General features: G+C 68.4%; 17 protein-coding genes and 2 pseudogenes. 16 read left to right on the plus strand and 3 right to left on the minus strand.

From position 1 onward, the window contains the following. Positions 1–563 precede the first annotated feature (563 nt). From ABZ312_RS33615 to ABZ312_RS33650, 8 genes are all read left to right on the plus strand, one after another. A complete protein-coding gene (locus ABZ312_RS33615) occupies positions 564–1,166 on the plus strand; it encodes a VOC family protein (protein WP_500331033.1) in 603 nt (200 codons plus the stop codon). Positions 1,167–1,456: 290 nt separating this feature from the next. Beyond that, the gene (locus tag ABZ312_RS33620) at positions 1,457–2,587 is read left to right on the plus strand and encodes an NAD(P)/FAD-dependent oxidoreductase (protein ID WP_500331035.1); all 1,131 of its coding nucleotides are present in this window, start codon (positions 1,457–1,459) and stop codon (positions 2,585–2,587) included. A 167-nt stretch (positions 2,588–2,754) separates the two neighbouring features. Beyond that, complete coding sequence (locus tag ABZ312_RS33625) at positions 2,755–3,219, plus strand: nuclear transport factor 2 family protein (protein WP_500331036.1); 465 nt, start codon at positions 2,755–2,757, stop codon at positions 3,217–3,219. Between the two features lie 2 nt (positions 3,220–3,221). Further along, positions 3,222–4,076, plus strand: coding sequence for a fumarylacetoacetate hydrolase family protein (locus ABZ312_RS33630; protein WP_500359383.1), 855 nt, complete (start codon positions 3,222–3,224; stop codon positions 4,074–4,076). A 107-nt stretch (positions 4,077–4,183) separates the two neighbouring features. Further along, a complete protein-coding gene (locus ABZ312_RS33635; RefSeq protein WP_500331040.1) occupies positions 4,184–4,942 on the plus strand; it encodes a CoA transferase subunit A in 759 nt (252 codons plus the stop codon). Positions 4,943–4,992: 50 nt separating this feature from the next. Further along, positions 4,993–5,658 carry a 3-oxoacid CoA-transferase subunit B gene (locus ABZ312_RS33640; RefSeq protein WP_500439387.1) on the plus strand — a complete coding sequence of 222 codons (666 nt, stop codon included), beginning with the start codon at positions 4,993–4,995 and terminating at the stop codon, positions 5,656–5,658. A gap of 74 nt (positions 5,659–5,732) precedes the next feature. Then, positions 5,733–6,170 (plus strand): hypothetical protein, encoded by a 438-nt coding sequence (locus ABZ312_RS33645; RefSeq protein WP_500331043.1) that lies wholly within the window; start codon positions 5,733–5,735, stop codon positions 6,168–6,170. Between the two features lie 335 nt (positions 6,171–6,505). Next, positions 6,506–7,465, plus strand: a complete 960-nt coding sequence (locus tag ABZ312_RS33650; RefSeq protein WP_500439388.1) for an NADP-dependent oxidoreductase — start codon at positions 6,506–6,508, stop codon at positions 7,463–7,465. On the opposite strand, the gene ABZ312_RS33655 is transcribed toward ABZ312_RS33650, so the two are convergent. Continuing rightward, complete coding sequence (locus ABZ312_RS33655) at positions 7,367–8,152, minus strand: MFS transporter (RefSeq protein WP_500331045.1); 786 nt, start codon at positions 8,150–8,152, stop codon at positions 7,367–7,369. The genes ABZ312_RS33650 and ABZ312_RS33655 overlap by 99 nt on opposite strands. After that, entirely contained in the window at positions 8,110–8,496 is a 387-nt protein-coding gene (locus ABZ312_RS33660; protein WP_500331047.1) for a hypothetical protein, read from the minus strand. The genes ABZ312_RS33655 and ABZ312_RS33660 overlap by 43 nt, the downstream gene beginning before the upstream one ends. A gap of 601 nt (positions 8,497–9,097) precedes the next feature. On the opposite strand from ABZ312_RS33660, the pseudogene ABZ312_RS33665 reads away from it, so the two are divergent. From ABZ312_RS33665 to ABZ312_RS33675, 3 genes and pseudogenes are all read left to right on the plus strand, one after another. After that, a pseudogene (locus ABZ312_RS33665) lies at positions 9,098–10,126 on the plus strand (LLM class flavin-dependent oxidoreductase); the annotation flags it as partial. Positions 10,127–10,841: 715 nt separating this feature from the next. Continuing rightward, positions 10,842–11,039: a BBE domain-containing protein gene (locus ABZ312_RS33670; protein WP_500331096.1), complete on the plus strand. Its 198-nt coding sequence runs from the start codon at positions 10,842–10,844 to the stop codon at positions 11,037–11,039. A gap of 259 nt (positions 11,040–11,298) precedes the next feature. Beyond that, entirely contained in the window at positions 11,299–11,685 is a 387-nt protein-coding gene (locus ABZ312_RS33675) for a winged helix-turn-helix transcriptional regulator (protein WP_500331049.1), read from the plus strand. 242 nt (positions 11,686–11,927) lie between these two features. Here ABZ312_RS33675 and ABZ312_RS33680 read toward each other — a convergent pair whose 3' ends face one another. After that, positions 11,928–12,113, minus strand: coding sequence for a hypothetical protein (locus ABZ312_RS33680; RefSeq protein ID WP_500331051.1), 186 nt, complete (start codon positions 12,111–12,113; stop codon positions 11,928–11,930). A 408-nt stretch (positions 12,114–12,521) separates the two neighbouring features. On the opposite strand from ABZ312_RS33680, the gene ABZ312_RS33685 reads away from it, so the two are divergent. From ABZ312_RS33685 to ABZ312_RS33705, 5 genes and pseudogenes are all read left to right on the plus strand, one after another. Beyond that, the gene (locus ABZ312_RS33685) at positions 12,522–13,133 is read left to right on the plus strand and encodes a nuclear transport factor 2 family protein (protein ID WP_500331052.1); all 612 of its coding nucleotides are present in this window, start codon (positions 12,522–12,524) and stop codon (positions 13,131–13,133) included. A 52-nt stretch (positions 13,134–13,185) separates the two neighbouring features. After that, entirely contained in the window at positions 13,186–14,265 is a 1,080-nt protein-coding gene (locus tag ABZ312_RS33690; protein ID WP_500358056.1) for a Gfo/Idh/MocA family protein, read from the plus strand. A 444-nt stretch (positions 14,266–14,709) separates the two neighbouring features. After that, entirely contained in the window at positions 14,710–15,948 is a 1,239-nt protein-coding gene (locus tag ABZ312_RS33695; protein WP_500331056.1) for an acyl-CoA dehydrogenase family protein, read from the plus strand. A 197-nt stretch (positions 15,949–16,145) separates the two neighbouring features. Then, positions 16,146–16,349 (plus strand): hypothetical protein, encoded by a 204-nt coding sequence (locus tag ABZ312_RS33700; RefSeq protein ID WP_500331058.1) that lies wholly within the window; start codon positions 16,146–16,148, stop codon positions 16,347–16,349. Continuing rightward, positions 16,343–16,820, plus strand: a pseudogene (locus ABZ312_RS33705) (transposase); the annotation flags it as partial. The gene ABZ312_RS33700 and the pseudogene ABZ312_RS33705, both read left to right, overlap by 7 nt. Positions 16,821–17,044: the final 224 nt, after the last annotated feature.

Consider the following 17,044-nt stretch of genomic DNA (forward strand, 5'->3'; position numbering starts at 1 on the left):
ACAGACAAGTCTGTCCGATACGGACGATGCCCTGTTCACATCCTGACGGCCACCCATAGCACGCTCCGCTGCCCCCTTGAGGAGCGCAAGGCGGTGTCCGCGACACGATCACGCCGCGCTGGGCACCCGAGTGGCGTCTGCGGACTGCGCGTCCGCGGGCGATACTGAAACTTACTTTTCATTAGTGACTAATGTTCCTCTTGGCCGCCGCAGGCGTCGGCCGCACCATGGGACGCATGACCGAGCACATCCGGCCCTCACCGGCCGATAGCCCCGTCCGCCGTTGCTGACGCGACGGCTGGTCACCGTGGCGGCCGTCCGCATGACGGGTTGGGACGGGTCGACGGCGAACGCATCCAGGACGAGGTGACGCCTCGACCCGCGCAGGCCTTCACATCTGCCCACCGCGCTCCTGTCGTGCGGCGTGACCGGGATGCCGGTCTGCGCTGACGGGGTCTGTTGTGGCCCTGGCGGCAGTTTCAGCCTGAGTGCGGCCGCGCGCCCAGGCTTGCGGTCAACCTCGGTCCGGCCCAATGACCGTCCCACCACAAGGAGGAAAGACGATGGCGTCTCCTGCCAAGCTCGCACATGTGGTCCTGCGGACGCAGCACCTGAAGGAAATGCGGGAATGGTATGTGACCGTGCTCGACGGCAAGGTCATGCACGAGGACCCTGCTTCGGCTTTTATCACCTATGACGATGAGCACCACCGGATCGCGCTGGCCAATATGGGCGACCTGGAGAACCCCGACCAGGCCGAGCCGGTCCGACCGATCGTGAAGCGGGAGAGGCCCGTCCCCATCACCGCGGACACCGACATCTTCCAGGCGCTCGCCGGTCCTGCCACGGGGTTGTTCCACATCGCCTTCACCTACGACACGCTCCTGGAGCTGCTGGACACCTACCAGCGGCTGGCCGCTGCCGAGATATGGCCGGTTCTGGCGATGAACCACGGCGTGACCACCTCGATGTACTACCGGGATCCAGAGGACAACCTGGTGGAACTGCAGATCGACAACTTCACCACGGCGGAGGAGGCCGAAGACTTCATGCAGGGCGAGGTCTGGCTCCGCCGCCCCGGTGGCGCCCCGATCGACCTCGACGACCTGGTGCAGCGCTTCCGGGCCGGCGAATCCTTCGAGGACCTGGTCAAGCCGACCTGGTGATTTCCTAAAAGCACCTGCTTCTCGTCTTTGTGCGGGTACACGAGAGGCAGGTTGCCCGCGGCGACCCTCGCGCGGGCCCTGGTTGGTGCGGCGGACGATCCCGGACGGACAGCCGCCCGCCGCACCAGCCTCCCCTCCCCCGCGGCTGATGTCCCGGCGGGACGTCGTGTGCCGACCGTCGCTGCTGATCGCGACGGTCTGAAACGAGCACCACGCAGTGGATCCCAGCAGCTCCCGCAGCGGCAGCAAACGAACGTGTGGCCGCGACAACCGATTTGGAGAAACAGCACATGTCCCAGGCATCCGACAGCCGTCCCAGTGTCGTGGTGATCGGAGGCGGCTATGCCGGCATCCGTGCGGCCCGGGAGCTGGACGACATCGCCGACGTCGTCCTCGTCGAGCCGCGCGACTCCTTCCGCCACAACATCGGTTCACTGCGCGCGACGGTGCAGCCGGACTGGGCGCCCAACATCTTCATGTCCTACGAACGCCTGCTCACGCGGGGCAGCGTGGTGCACGATCGGGCCGCACGAGTCGAGCCGGGCCGCGTCGAACTGGTCTCGGGTGAGGTCCTGCGTCCGGACTTCCTGGTGCTGGCGACCGGATCGCGGTACCCCTTCCCGGCCAAGGACGCGGAGGAGAGCAGCGAAAGGTCCAAGGACAACTACGCCAGGACCGCCAAGGAGCTGGAGCGGGCGGACCACGCAGTGATCCTGGGCGCGGGTGCGGTCGGTATCGAGATGGCCGGTGAGATCCTGGCGCAGTGGCCGGACAAGAAGGTCACCCTCCTCGATCCTTCCTCGGACGTGCTCGGCGGCAACTACCCCGAAAAGCTGCGGACGGCACTGCGGAAGATGATCACCGAGTCCGGAGTGGACCTGCGCCTGGGAGAGGGCCTCACGGAACTGCCCGAGGCGCCGGCCGGGGTGGTGGCGCCGTTCACGGCGCAGACCACCACGGGCCAGACGATCGAGGCGGACCTGTGGCTGCGCTGTTTTGGCGGGACGGTGCCCTCCGATTATCTCGCCGGGAGCCTGGCAGCGGCCCGAAACACCTCGGGAACCGTGCGGGTGGGCGACGACATGCGGGTCGAGGACCACGAGACCGTCTACGCGGTGGGCGACATCGCCGGTCTCGGCCTGCCGACGGCGTTCCTCGCCGACCTGCAGGCGGAGGTGGCCGCAAAGAACATCCGGCGGCACATCGTCGGTGAGGAGGAGGGGCAGGACGCCACGTTCGCAGACCCCTTCCCGCACCTCGTCGTGCCCTTCGGCCCGGGCAAGGGAACCGGCTGGCTGGTCAACCAGGAGGATCTGCTCGACGATGCCTCGGTCGCGCAGCTCAAGGGCGACCACCTGCTCGTGGACATGTACACGGACAAGCTCGGCCTGACCGAGGGCGCTTGGGCCCTCGGCCACTGAGCCTGCCGCAACGGCCACCCATCGGGTGAGCCGGCATTCAGGAGGGTGACACCCCACGCGCCAGATCGCGGGCGTGTCAGCCACGCCCGGGGTCACCCTCCACCGGGGCCACCGAGAAGGCTCACTCAACGACGCACAACCCCTAATCCCGAAGACGAGGCTCAGTGATGGCTGAACCAACCACCGCGGCGGAGCGGCAGCCTGGTACCGAACCCGACCTTGCGGCCCTGCGGGCCCGGGTGGCGTGCCTGGACGTGATCCACGCGATCTTCCGATGGGTCGACGACGGCGAGGCCGCGCGCACCGTGGAACTGTTCACCCCGGACGGTGAAATGGTGATGGGTCCGTGGTCCTTCTCGGGAGCCGGGCTGGCCGCAGCCATGCAGGCCCGGCAGGAGGAGAGCGCCAAGCAGGGCGTCCACGTCCCGGCCGCCTCCTCGTTCCGGCTGCTGTCGCCCACTGAGGCGGAGGCGCAGACGTACCTGCATCTGTACCGGCAAGCAGACCAGCGGGCGGGCACTGCTCCGGTGCCTCGTGCGGTGACGCTGCTCACGGACCGGTTCGTGCAGGGCGACGACGGCCGCTGGCGCATCGCCCGGCGGGTCGTGGACATCATCGCGGGAGGTGAATGACCGTGCGCCTCTACCGCACGACCGCGGGGCTGGCCCGCGGCGAGGGTGATGAACTCGCCCTGCTGGACCTCCCCCACCTCGATGTCACCGATGTGCTGTCGGAGGGCATCGAACGTGCCCGATCCGCCCGTGTCCGCAGCAGAATACCGATGCGTGAGGCGGTGCTCCTGCCACCGGTGGCGGCCCCGGGCACGGTGGTGATCGCCGGTGCGAACTACCGCGACCACGTGGCGGAGGCCGGCATGCCCACCCCCACTGCCCCGGTCTTCATCACTGTGACGGGCATGAGCGCAACCGGGCCCCACGACCCCATCTGGCTGCCGGCCGAGGCCCCCTCGCAGGTCGACTACGAGGCAGAACTCGCCGTGGTGATCAGCAGGCCGGGGCGGGACATCCCGGTGGGACGGGCGTGGGAGCACGTCGCGGGGTTGATCGCGGTCAACGACGTCTCCGCCCGCGACGTACAACTGGCGGCGATGACCGAAGGCGTCGTCACCGACATCGACGGAGTGCGGAGGGGAAAGTCCTTCCCGCATTTCAAGCCCATGGGTCCGGCACTGGTCACCGTGGACGAGACCGGCACCGACTTGGACCTGGCGATCCGCACATACGTCAACGACGCGGTGCGCCAGGACTCCCGTACCAGCGAGATGATCTTCTCTGTCCCGGAAATCATCTCGCATGTCTCGGCCACGACGCCCCTGCTGCCCGGCGACGTGGTGCTGACCGGGACACCCGGCGGCGTCGCCCTGGCGACCGGCGGATACCTGCGCTCCGGTGACGTGGTCACCGTGGAGATCGAGGGGCTGGGCCGGCTCCGCAACCCCGTACGCATGGCTCCCACGGCCACCCGTTAGACGGTACGTCTGCCGCCGACCAGGTCCGGCGGCAGACGTGCTCCAGCCGTGTGCCAACACGGTGATGATCCCGCGCGTGCGCCCAATTCGAAGTGAAGGAAAGTCAGATGGACAAGGTGGTCGGCTCGGCACACGACGCGGTGGCCGATATCCCCGGTGGCGCCACCCTCGCGGTCGGCGGCTTCGGACTCTCGGGCATCCCCTCCACCCTCATCTCCGCTCTTGTCGCCGCAGGTACTTCCGGTCTGGCCGTGGTGTCCAACAACTGCGGTGTCGACGACGGCGGCCTGGGACTCCTGCTGCGGGCCGGCCGCATCGCCCGCATGACCTCCTCCTACGTCGGCGAGAACAAGGAATTCGCCCGCCAGTACCTGGAAGGCGAGCTCGAGGTGGAGCTGGTGCCCCAGGGCACCCTCGCCGAGCGGCTGCGCGCCGGCGGCGCGGGCATCCCGGCCTTCTACACCCCGGCCGGTGCAGGAACCCTCGTGGAAGAGGGCGGCCTGGCCTGGCGTTACGCGCCGGACGGCAGCATGGCGGTCGCCTCCCCGCCCAAGGAGGTGCGGGAATTCGGCGGCCGCCGGTACCTGCTGGAAGAGGCCATCGCCACCGACTTCGCGCTCGTCCGGGCGGCGGTCGCAGACCGGCACGGCAACCTCGTCTTCCACGCCGCCGCCCGCAACTTCAATCCGCTGTGCGCCATGGCCGGCCGGACGACCGTGGTGGAGGCCGAGCGGATCGTCGAGCCCGGCGAGATTCCGCCCGACGCCGTCCATCTGCCGGGCGTCTACGTCGACCGCGTGGTGGCCGCCGACGTCGCGGACAAGCGCATCGAGCGCCGCACGGTGCGCGTGCCGGGCGACGTCTGACTCACCCTTCGACACCCCACACCCGCCACCAACACGACGCAGGAGGAACAGTGACGACCACCGAAACCCACAGCGGCGATCTGCGCGACGCGCTGGCCGCACGCGCGGCCAGGGAACTGACCGATGGCCAGTACGTGAACCTCGGCATCGGCCTGCCGACTCTGATCCCCAATCACATTCCCCCCGGCGTGCACGTAGTGCTGCATGCCGAGAACGGGATCCTCGGCGTCGGCCCCTACCCGTACGAGGAGGAGGTGGACGCGGACCTGATCAATGCCGGGAAGGAAACCGTCACCGTGCTGCCCGGCGCCGCCTACTTCGACTCGGCGGCGTCCTTTGGCATGGTCCGTTCCGGCCGCATCGACACGACGATCCTCGGTGCCCTGCAGGTGTCTGCCTCCGGAGACCTGGCCAACTGGACGATTCCCGGGAAAATGGTCAAGGGCATGGGCGGCGCCATGGATCTCGTCCACGGCGCCCGCAGGGTTGTCGTGGTCATGGAACACACTGCCCGCGACGGGTCTCCGAAGATCGTCCGGGAATGCACCCTGCCGCTCACCGGCCGCAGGGTCGTCGACCGGATCATCACCGAGCTCGCGGTGTTCGACGTGACTGCCGACGGCCTGCATCTGGTGGAACTCGGTCGCGGCGCCACTGTCGACACGGTGCGCGCGGCAACCGAGCCGCCGTTCTCCGTTGCCGACCCGCTGCGGTGAGCGACATCAAAGTGCCCGTCAGCTGTCGCGAGTCCACGGTCAGGTAAGTGGTGCAAAAATAGAAGAGGGCGGCAATGGCCGGCGATCAGAACGAACGCGACGCGACGGGCGTGCATCTGATGGCCAGCGCATACAAGCGCTGGCAGAACATGCCACCTGTCATGCTCAATCTGTCGCGGGCGGACGCCTGGATCGTGATGGTCGGTCTGCAGACGGCAGTGGCACATCCGCTGGTCTCCGGCGGCCCGATGAGCGCGGCTATGGAAGAAATGGGCCGACGGATTCAGGAGGCGATCTGCGATGATCCGGAGGTCTACGCTGTGGCCGAGAGCGGCTGGAACCGGATCTACGACGTCTTCCCAACCGATGTCTGCGCAGGACGCACCCACCGGCCCCCAAATCCCATCCGGGGAGTTCGGCGACGCGCCTGCGATATCGCACAGCCAGACACCGCTCACGAAGTGACACGCCATCTTCGGGGCAGATCCGTTTTCCCGATTTCATCCGCCTGATCCTGATACGTGCATGTCGTCTACGTCATAGAGCACGTGCAGGCGCGCTGGATCCGACGCTTTGGGGCGCATTCAACCGCGCGGCGGGAATTCTGCGTGTCGCCGGTGATCAGCGTGACAGTGCGCACGTCCACAGGTCCGACGCCGGTTGCGGTGAGGCCCCGTACAGCCCCAGCCTTCACCTGCGCCGACACAGGCCACCAGCTGATGGACCTCATCAAAAGTGCTTCAGCCGAACGGGCTGTACACGTCTTCGGCTGACCCGGCCGGATGCCCCGGCCGGACACGACCCCTCCCTACCACGCATACGCGACTTCGGCCCATGAAGAGGAATCATGAAAACAGTGGGAGTATCCCAATTCGGAGGGCCGGAAGCCCTGCGCGTCTTTGAGGTGCCCGAGCCTCATGCCGGTCCCGGACAGGTACGCATCCGGGTCCACGCCGCCACGGTGAACCCTGGCGACCGCTACCTGCGCAATGGCGCGCTGGGACCCACCTCCCCCGCACCCCCTTATGTCCCCGGCATGGAAGCAGCCGGGGTGCTGGACGAGATCGGCAGCGATGTGAAAACCGATCTGCGTCTCGGAGACCGGGTGATGGCCATGGCCGACCCGAGGGGTCCCCTGGGCGGCGCCTACGCGCAATACGTCGTCCTGCCCGCGGCGCAGGTCGCCCGTGCGCCGCAGGGGACGACCCATGCCGAGGCGGCCACCCTGCCCATGAACGGGCTGACCGCGCGGCTCGCTGTCGACCTGACCGGGCTTTCACGGGGGCAGACGCTCGCGGTCACCGGCGCAGCAGGAGCCGTCGGCGGCTACGTGACCCAGATGGCCAGGGCGGACGGACTCACCGTCGTCGCGGACGCCTCCCAGGCCGATCAGGAACTCGTGCGCTCATTCGGTGCCGACATCGTCGTACCGCGAGGGGCCGATGTTGCCCAGCACATCCTGCGAGCAGTCCCGGCGGGAGTAGCAGGGCTGATCGACACGGCGGTCATCGGCTCGGCGGTGGTGGCCCCGGCCGTCCATGACGGCGGCGTCATAGTCACCGTCCTCGGCGAAGGATCCCGCGCCGTCAGCCCCGAGGAGATGCGGCGGCGGTCTCTGCGCATGCACATGGCCTTCGTCCCGGACTACCTGGGCGACCGCAGCCGGCTCGATGACCTGCGTGAACAGACTGAAGCTGGAAGGCTGACCCTACGCGTGGCTCGCACCTTCCCTCCCGAACAGGCCGCCGAGGCCCACCGTCTGATGGAGGCCGGCGGCGTCCGCGGACGCCTCGTCCTGGAGTTCTGAACCGCCTGAGGCGGCCAGCCGCGTCACCGATCTCCGGTCTCTCGCTCCGCGGGACGACCGCCTCAGGGGAACGGACCGCTCAGCGCGACGCGTGGAACGCGGCGCGCTGAGTTTCCGGGCCGCGGGGGCCAGTGTCCGCCCGGTGCCAATCACGTGTTGCTTCCCGACCGCCAGGTACGGGTGGGGAACACGGTCGCGGTGAAGTGAGGGCCGATTGTCGCGGTGCCTGGCCGGGAGAGCTCGCCGACGAGCGCGTGCCGGGAGCACGCTGCCGAAGCCGTAACCGACGTAACGGAAGACCTGGTCGAAGCCGAGTGCGCTGCCGCGTTGATCGCTGCCGGTGTTCTCCACGATGAGCGCCGGTGCGGTGCAGAAGATGATGCCGATCCCGATGCCCGCCAGGAGCATCGCGGCCACCAGGCCCGGCAGGCTGTGCCGCCAGAGGGCGAACAACGCCATCGCGGACATCATCACGACGCCGGCGAGCGGCAGCGTCCAGCGTGCCGGGAGCCACCTGCCCAGTCGGCGGGTGATCCATCCGGCGGCGAGACTTCCCAGCGCCTGCGGGAGCATGAGAAGACCGGCTACCACGACGGACTTGTCGAGCCCTCCGGTCGTCGACGGTGCCTGAATCATGCGGGTACTCACGGACAGCAGCAGGTACATGCCGATCCCGGGCAGCAGCACGGTGACATCAATGCCGTGACGTCGGCGCCCCACTGGGCGGCGACCTCAAGGCGCTCGGCGGGACCGCCGATCACGATGACCCGGCGCGCACCCTCGGCGACCGCCTTGGCTACGGCGAACAGTCCGACCGGTCCGGCGCCCTGCACCACGACCGTGTCGGCCGCGGCTATGCGGCCGAGCCGTTCGAAGCCGTGCATCACCGTGCGCAGCGAGCACGCCGCGGCGGAGGCCACCGCGTCCGGGACATCGTCCGGTACGCGGACCCGGCCCGCGGTCGGGTACACGTACCCGTATTCGGAGCAGCCGCCGTGCAGGAACGGGTAGGTGTGAGCGCTCTCGGTCATGTAAACGGCGCAGGTTCTCGCACAGGCTCGGCTCGCCGTCGAGGGCGCAGGCGCGGCAACGGCCGCACATGCCGTGGGTCCGGACGATCCGATCGCCCTCTGCGAGCGGCTGGCCGAGCGAGTCGGTGGACCTTGTTCCGCCACCCCAGGCCGGGCCGCTGGAACTGCGCTACGAAAAGCTGCTCATATCGAGCACCGGTCAAACGCTGATCACCTACCACGCACAGCCAGGCAGCACCTCCGAGGAACGCCTCCGCCTCCTCGCAAGCATGATCGCTCCGGACCGTGCCGGCAGTTCACCGGCCGCCGACCAGCCTGCACCCCGGCAACACCGCCTCATAACCATCGGGTGCAACATCATCAGCCGCACCGAAAATGCGCGCGCACGGTGCGGCCGGCGGCGCTCCGCGGCCTGAGTACACCAGCGCGTGAGGTGTCCTGCCCACACACACGCGGCATGCGACGACCTTTCGCCGGTGCCCCGCGGTAGTCGTCCGTCTCTTCGCCCAGACGCCGGGAATGCGCAGCTTCATAGATGTGTTGCTTCCAATACCATACATCTGGCAGATGAACTACCTGACAGCCCATCCAGGGGAAGTGCATGCCCGACTACGGCCACGAACTCTTGCTCGGCACATTCATCACCCCCACCGCACAGGACCCGGCGCAAGCCGTGGCGCTTGCGGAACTCACGGAGGCTGCCCGGCTGGACGTCGCCACGTTCCAGGATCATCCGTACAATGCGGACTTTCTTGACATCTATACGCTGCTGACCTGGGTGGCGGCCAGAACCAGCCGCATCCGCGTATCGGCGAACGTCACGAACCTGCCCTTGCGGCCACCGACGATGCTCGCCCGGACGGCGGCGAGCATCGACGTCCTGTCCAAGGGCCGATTCGGACTCGGACTCGGCGCGGGCGCCTTCCCCGACGCCGTTCACGGCATGGGGGGACCCCGTCTGAGCCCTGGGCAGGGCGTCGAGGCGCTCGACGAGGCGATCGACATCCTCCGCGGCGCCTGGGACATCGGCCGCGACGACGCCCGGCTGATCCGGACCTTCGGCGAGGAGGTGGCGCCCGCCCTGCGTGAGGCCGTCGCCCGCGAGCGGTCGACCGCCCCCGCCGACACCGGCACGGTGCCCGACCGAACGGCTGTCGTCCTCGCCGAACGGCGCGACACCATCGACCACGACGCGGTCCCCGAATCCCTGGCGAAGAAGGTCGTCGAGCCGGGCAGCTCGGCCTATGAGGACGTCCGCCACAGCTACGTCCATCCCGGATCGCCCGCCCTGGTCATCCGGGCCGAGAACTCCGACGACGTCGTTGCCGCCCTCGCCTGCGCGCGCGCTCAGAACGTAGCGCTCTCGGTACGCAGCGGCGGCCACGGCATCAGCGGCCGGGCCACCAACGACGCCGGCATCATCATCGACCTGTCGAAGATGAACTGCGCCGAGGTCCTGGACCGGGCCATCGGACTCATCCGCGTCGGCCCCGGCGCACGCTGGGGACATGTCGCCCGCGCGCTCGCACCGCACGTACTGGCCATGAGCTCCGGCGACTACGGCGACGTCGGTGTCGGCGGCCTCGCCACCGCCGGCGGCCTGGGTTACCTGGCCCGCAAGCACGGCCTGACCATCGACCACCTCACCGCCGCCGAGATCGTCGTCGCCGACGGCCGCAGGCTGCGCGTCGACGCCGAGCACCACCCGGAACTGTTCTGGGCGATCCGGGGCGCGGGCGGCAACTTCGGCATCGTCACCGCCTTCGAACTGCAGGCGTACGAGTTCGAGAGCGTCGCCTACGCCACGATGGTCGTGGACGCCACCAACACGGCCGACTTCCTCCTGAAATGGGGACGGCTGGTCGAAGCCGCCCCGCGGGAGATCACCAGCTTCATATCGATGTTCCCCGGCCGCCGCGGCGGGCCAGTCACCGCACAGATCACCCTGGTCTACGCGGGAGACGACACCGAGGACGCGCAGAACGCCCTGACCCCGTTCCTGGGCGCCGGCCCGGTCCTGGACCAGAGGGCGCAGCTCGTCCCCTACCACACGATCGTCGCCCCGCCCGAGAACCAGCACCGCGGCCAGGGCCTGGGAAACACCCGCAGCGGGCTGCTGGCACATCACCCCGGAGGCCGCCGGCATCATCGAGAAGGCGATGAAGTCGGGCGACGTCATGGTCATGCAGTTCCGCTCGATGGGCGGCGCCGTTCACGACGTCCCGGAGGACGCCATGGCCTGGTCGCACCGCACCCAGAACTTCTCCGTCATCGCCGCCACCGCCTCCAGTCATGTCACCCGCATGAACGCCCACTGGGCACGGCTGTACCCGCACCTGAACGGCATGTATTCCAGCTTCGAGACGGACACCGACCCGACCCGTCTGGTAGACGCCTTCCCCAAGCCCGTCCTCACCCGGCTCCGCGCCCTGAAGGCCGCATGGGATCCGGACAACGTCTTCAATCGCAACTTCGCCATCCCGCCCGCGGCGCCCTCCGACGGTGCCGCCCACCCCGGCGGAGCAGCCCCCACCCGGCGCTGACCCTCAAGTCCTTCCGTCCCGGGCTCCCCCGGGCCCGCACCGGGCACCGCTGTCCTTCCCGAGAATGAGAAAACGGCGCTCGTCACTGGCCGCGTTGGCAACGGCGGCAGCAGAACGGATGCCATCAGCGAGATTCAGATGCAGCAACCGTCGTGCAACGACGTGCCGACCCTGCCGTCCGATGCCGGAAGGTGTGCTGACTCTCCGGCCCTCCCTCAGTCTCCGTCAACAGCAACCGACCTTGAATTGGAGTTTCCGAATGCATGCTTCACCGTCCGCGCAGGGCACAGAACGCACCATCGACGACACCACCTGCCCGAATCTGCTGGGCGCGCTGGAGCTTGTCGGGCGACGTTGGACGGGAGGAATTCTGGCGGCCGCCGCACATGGTGCCCGCCGCCACGGAGAGTTCCGGACGATGGTCGGTGGTATCTCCGACCGCCTGCTGACCCAGCGTCTGAAGGAGTTGGCCGCCGAGGGGCTGATCGAGCGCACGGTGATGCCGACCACGCCCGTGCAGATCCGCTACAGCCTGACCCCGGATGGCCAAGCACTGCTGAACGCGCTCCAACCCCTGGTCCAGTGGATGGCCCGCCGCTCCGTCCCGGCGGGCACGGCGCAAACGCCCGCCCACCACCCCGGCTGACCGCAGGGCGGTAGCGGCACGTGCGCATTGCCGCCATGGAGCCGGGTGAGAACCCGGCGCCCCGTCCTGTCATCCGGATGTACGGGCCTTGACCCCGGATCCTGAACACGGGTTATGCGGCTTTGGCCAGCGTAGTTGATGCTGTTCGGAATGCTCGCTCGTAGGCGATCGGGCTGCGATGTCCGAGGCTGGCCGCTTCACGCCGTAGCGGCGCTGGTGGTCGGCAACGAACTGGAAGCGGTTCACCAGCGCGTCTCCCCGGCGAAATACTTGGCCGCCTTCCGCAGGATCTCACGCTCTTCTTCCAGCTCGCGGACCTTCTTGCGCAAAGCGGCTACACCTGGGCGTTCGCCACCCTCGCACTTGCCGCTCTCGCCGCCTCCGCGGTCTCCCTCCTGATTCCCCGCATCGGGCAGACCGACGACCATGCGTCCGGCGAGAGTCCCGCAGGGAGCGTCACCACCGGCGACGCGACCCCCGCATAGGCGCGCGAAGGCCGACCAGGGCGTCGGATCCAATCGGTCGCCAGCCGGCGAGGTGAACGTCGGGACTCACTGCGTGAGCGGCCCCCATGGGCGACGAGCGAGACAGGTTCGTCGTTCGTCGCCGTCGATCTTCGCCACGAACGATCGCTACAAATATTCCTCACATTTAAGGCAGAAAATTCGATTATTTTTTTGACGCATCGTTCCACATAGGGTTCACTGGCTGACGTGGCCGGGTCGCGACCGACCGGTAGTGCGGCGCTTCCTCGGTGAGCGCCAAGTCGCTAACTCCCAGGCCCAGGACTCAACGAACGCCGCCCACGCACGGATGCGGCACCGAAAGGACACAACATGAGCAAGCAGGAATCCCGCACGCCTTCCGCATGGCGTTCACGTGTGGTCGGCGCCGCCGCCGTGGCCGCACTGCTGGCCGGCGGGGGCGCGGGCGCGGCGGCCTGGGCATCCCAGCCCGCGTCCGCCGCGCACCATCCGGCGCAGTCCGCTGCGGCGCACAACGCGGCCACGGTGCAGCGGCTCGCCGACATCGAGGACATCCGGCAGGTGAAGGCGCACTACTTCCGCTACCTCGACAGCAAGCAGTGGTCCAAGCTGGCCGCGCTCTTCACCGCCCACCCCACCATCGACGTGGGCGCGAAGTACAGCAGCGGCAAGGAGCTCGCCGAGAAGACAGCGGCGCTCCTGGGGGACGCCCCCACCGCCCACCAGGGCTTTCTGCCGGAGATCCAGGTTCACGGGGACCGCGCCACGGCAATCTGGGCGATGGAGGACTACGTGAGCTTCCCGGCCGGATCCAGCTACAAGAACGGCTTCCACGGCTACGGCGAGTACCGCGACACCTATCGGCGGATCCACGGCCACTGGTACATCTCCAGCACCGTGCTGTCCCGGTTCCGGGTGGATACCGTCCCCAACTGGACGCCGTCCACCGCGCCGAAGAAGTAACACTCACCACCCCCTCGGCCCGCACAGGGCCCGTCACCTCAGGAGTAACAACATGAGCACCATCGGCGTCGGCATCATCGGCGGCAGCCCGGGCGGCTGGGCCTCCATCAGCCACATCCCCGCCCTCAAGGCCCTGCCGGACTTCACACTGCGCGCCGTCAGCACCTCCCGCCGCGAGTCCGCAGAGGCGGCCGTGCGGGAATTCGGGGTGGAGGCGGCGTTCGACAACCACGCCACCCTGCTGGCCCACCCCGGGATCGACATCGTCGTGGTGGCGGTCAAGGTCCCCCACCACAGGGAGCTCATCACGGCCGCGATCGACGCCGGCAAGACCGTCTACAGCGAATGGCCGCTGGCCCTGAACCTGGCGGATGCCACCGAGCTCACCCAGCGTGCCGACGCCGCCGGGGTGCGCACCGCCATCGGCCTGCAGGGCCGCTACCACCCCGAACTGCGCTACGCGCGCGACCTGATCCAGAACGGCAGGATCGGCCGGGTCATCGGCACCTCCCTCGTCGCCTCCGGCATGGTCTGGAACGGGCAGACCACCAGGGCCCACACCTACTGGTACGACGAGACACAGGGCGCCACCCCCCTGTCCGGCGCCGCCTTGCACGCCATCGACGCACTCAATGTCACTCTCGGAGAATTCGACCACCTGTCGGCCAACCTCGTCCGCGGCCGCACGGAAGTGACCGTCACCGACGACGGCAACACCATCGTCCCGGTGACCGCCCCGGACCAGATCTCGGTCATCGGCACCCTCGAGAACGGCGCCGCGGCCTCGGTCTTCTACCGCGGCGGCGTCTCACGTGGAGACAACTTCCGCTGGGAGATCAACGGCACCGACGGCGACATCGTCCTGACCGCCCCCTGGGGCAACATCCAGGTCACCGACCTCACCCTCCAGGCCGGCTTCGGCGACGATGCCACCGTCTCCAAGCTCGAAGTCCCCGCCGAGTACTCCGCCGACATCCCCGAGGGCCTCGTCGGCCCCGCCCGGAACGTCGCCGCGCTCTACACCCACCTGGGACGCGACCTCCGCGAAGGCACCCACACAGCGCCCGACTTCACCTATGCCCACACACGCCACCAATTGATGAACACCATCAAGAACTCGTCCCGCCAGTAGAACGCGCAGACCCTCGGCTGACGTCGCGCGGGAGACCGTTTCCCTCCCCGCTCCGCGAGGCACCATGGCGCAAATCTTTAACGAACGCTCGATATAAGGTCGCTTCCGCCTCTCACCCCCATGAAGCGGCGCGCCAAGCGTTCGGGCCGGGTTCGCCCGTGCTGGCGCCCATGCCTCTCGCCGGGCTGACGCACCCGGGCAGCAGTTCAACACGGGCTGCCAGGGCATGCGACAACCGGACGTCACCACGGATGGGGCACTTGCCATCCACGGACGAAGAAGGTGTCGGCAGCGTTGCCGGCAATGCCGGCTTGACATCCCGCCCCGCCCGGTTGGGCCGCCCTTCGGGTCAAGGCGTCGGCGGGTCTCGTGCCGGCGCCGGGGCGGCGAAGCGGCACACCTGCTGTCTCCGCCGGCGGCGCCGCGTCTCGAGCAGCACACTCAATGACCACGACGGAGAAGACACGTATGCACAGCTCCACGTTCCACGGCGTGCCCGACGGGCCGGTCGAGGCCGGTCCCAGGTCCGAGTCGGTCGCAGCGGCGGCCGCGTTGCAGCCGCTGCTGCGGAAGCACGCCGGTCGCGGTGACCGGGACCGCGTCGTACCAGCCGAGATCGTCCATGCGCTGTCCGACGCCGGCGTCTTCCGGCTGCTGATACCGAGGCGATACGGCGGTCAGGAGGCGGACCTGCGCACCCTGACCGATGTCTCGGAGGCGCTCGGCGAAGCCGACGGCTCGGCGGCCTGGGTCGGGATGATCATCTCCGTGACGAACTGGCTGGCCTGCTTGTTTCCGGATGAGGCCCAGGAGGAGATCTTCGGAGCCGACCCTGATGCACGGGTGACCGGTGTGGCTGCGCCGACAGGCATCGGGGAGCGGGTGGCGGGCGGCTGGCGGGTCAGCGGCCGCTGGTCGTACAACTCTGGCGCGCCGTACGCAACCTGGGCGGCGGTCGGCGCACTCCTGCAGGACGAGGATGGTGCGGTCGCAGATCAGGCTCTGGTGCTGATTCCCGCCTCGGAACTGGTCATCGAGGACACCTGGCACACCGCCGGGATGCGGGGTACCGCCAGCAACACCCTCGTCGCGCAAGATGTGTTCGTTCCCGCGCACCGAATCCTTTCGGTCACGGAGGCGGCGGAGGGGGTCTACCCGCGCTCGTCCCGCGAGGAGGAGCTGTACGGCGCTTCGTTCGGCCCGATGCTGCTGCTGTGCCTGCTTGGTCCGTTGCTCGGGCTGGGCAAGTCGGCTCTGGACGTGGTGGTACGTGCTGCGGTGTCCAAACCGCTGTCGTTCACCGTTCACAACCGGCAGGCGGACTCGGTGGGGATCCAGATGCAGGTGGCCGAGGCCGCGCTGAAGATCGAGACAGCCAGGCTTCTGACCCACCGCGCGACCTCGCAGGTCGACCAGGCGGCCGCCGCCGGCCCACTGGACTATGCCGCGCGCGCCCACATCAGGGCCCGGGCGGGCTACGCGGCCCGCCAGATCCTCGAGGCCATCGGCATCCTGCTGGACGCGCACGGTGCCTCCGCCTTCGCCGAGACGAACACCCTGCAGCGCATCTGGCGTGATGCGAACACCGCAGCCCGCCACGCCGGCCTGATCCCTGTCGTCGGCCTGGAGGTCTATGGCAAGACACTGCTGAATGTGAACGAACGAGTGAGCCTCATGGTCTGACCCGGCAGCCGGATGGGGTCTGCGCCCTGTGGGGCGGGCGCCGCCCTATCCGCCTGCGGCAGGCCCTGCCCGGAAACGGGCCGTCCGACCCGTTCACACCTAAATCGCCGCAGATACGCGCGGCAAGGGGGGTGGTCCCCAAGTCGACGGAGTCCACCGTCCCAGACCCAACACATCGCAAACCAATGGAGAGCGCCATGACCGCATACGAGAGGCTGGCGGACGTCGAAGAGATCAAGAAGCTCAAGGCGCGGTACTGCCGTTTCGTCGACAAGCGAGGCCCCTCGGTGCTTGAGCGAGATGTCTGGCGTCTCAACCCTGCCGCCGGCGAGCCTCGTTGGTTACATATCCTTCCGCACTGGACCTGCCTCACGCACTGCTTGAGTGAGTCGCCATGCTGATCGTCACCCGGGAGGGTGACCGCCGCAGCAAGCTGCGGCCCTCCCAGCGAGCGCTCGTCGCGCTGGTGTACCTGCGCAGGCACGACTCCCTCGCCCAGATCGCGGCCGGCTTCCGGATCAACGTCGGTCGGCAGCGCCCACGCCTACGTCCGATCCATCATCGATCTCCTCTCCCGCCGATGCAAAGTACGTGCTGGTCGACGGCACACTCGCCGAGTGCGACCGCATCGGCGACGGTCGCGCCGACCACTCCGGCGAACTCCGCCAACTCATCACCGATCCCCAGGGCGAGATCCTGTGGATCTCTCCGGCCCTCCCCGGCCGGACTCACGACCTGACCGCGGCCCGCACTCACCGCATCGTGACCACCTGCGTCCGGCTCGGCACTCCGCCGTGGCCGATCTCGCCTGCATCGGCGCCGGCGGCACCTTCGCCACGCCTACCAGACGTCCGCCCCGCAAGGAGCTCACCGCCTCAGGATGCACACGACTTGGGTCCCAGCCCGGCCTTGCAGGAGGCCCTCACACAGCTGCGGGAACAAAGCCGCATCGAGGTAAGGAAAAATTCAACCCGCACGCAGCGTCCTCGGACCGTGTATCAACTGTGGCCGCACCCTTATCCGCACCGGCCCAGCAAGACCACGATCCACAGCTGGAGTGCTACGCCAATGCGCGTAATTCGACACTCGACTTGAG

It is taken from the genome of Streptomyces sp. NPDC006207 (genome assembly GCF_040613835.1).
Classification (GTDB): domain Bacteria; phylum Actinomycetota; class Actinomycetes; order Streptomycetales; family Streptomycetaceae; genus Actinacidiphila.

Bases quoted from the DNA above. Each gene is read 5' to 3' on its own strand.
- ABZ312_RS33690 (WP_500358056.1), top strand. From the start codon at position 13,186: ATGAGCACCATCGGCGTCGGCATCATCGGCGGCAGCCCGGGCGGCTGG.
- ABZ312_RS33675 (WP_500331049.1), top strand. From the start codon at position 11,299: ATGCATGCTTCACCGTCCGCGCAGGGCACAGAACGCACCATCGACGAC.
- ABZ312_RS33670 (WP_500331096.1), top strand. From the start codon at position 10,842: ATGTATTCCAGCTTCGAGACGGACACCGACCCGACCCGTCTGGTAGAC.
- ABZ312_RS33685 (WP_500331052.1), top strand. From the start codon at position 12,522: ATGAGCAAGCAGGAATCCCGCACGCCTTCCGCATGGCGTTCACGTGTG.
- ABZ312_RS33680 (WP_500331051.1), bottom strand. From the start codon at position 12,113: ATGGTCGTCGGTCTGCCCGATGCGGGGAATCAGGAGGGAGACCGCGGA.
- ABZ312_RS33695 (WP_500331056.1), top strand. From the start codon at position 14,710: ATGACCACGACGGAGAAGACACGTATGCACAGCTCCACGTTCCACGGC.
- ABZ312_RS33625 (WP_500331036.1), top strand. From the start codon at position 2,755: ATGGCTGAACCAACCACCGCGGCGGAGCGGCAGCCTGGTACCGAACCC.
- ABZ312_RS33615 (WP_500331033.1), top strand. From the start codon at position 564: ATGGCGTCTCCTGCCAAGCTCGCACATGTGGTCCTGCGGACGCAGCAC.
- ABZ312_RS33650 (WP_500439388.1), top strand. From the start codon at position 6,506: ATGAAAACAGTGGGAGTATCCCAATTCGGAGGGCCGGAAGCCCTGCGC.
- ABZ312_RS33700 (WP_500331058.1), top strand. From the start codon at position 16,146: ATGACCGCATACGAGAGGCTGGCGGACGTCGAAGAGATCAAGAAGCTC.
- ABZ312_RS33620 (WP_500331035.1), top strand. From the start codon at position 1,457: ATGTCCCAGGCATCCGACAGCCGTCCCAGTGTCGTGGTGATCGGAGGC.
- ABZ312_RS33635 (WP_500331040.1), top strand. From the start codon at position 4,184: ATGGACAAGGTGGTCGGCTCGGCACACGACGCGGTGGCCGATATCCCC.
- ABZ312_RS33645 (WP_500331043.1), top strand. From the start codon at position 5,733: ATGGCCGGCGATCAGAACGAACGCGACGCGACGGGCGTGCATCTGATG.
- ABZ312_RS33660 (WP_500331047.1), bottom strand. From the start codon at position 8,496: ATGACCGAGAGCGCTCACACCTACCCGTTCCTGCACGGCGGCTGCTCC.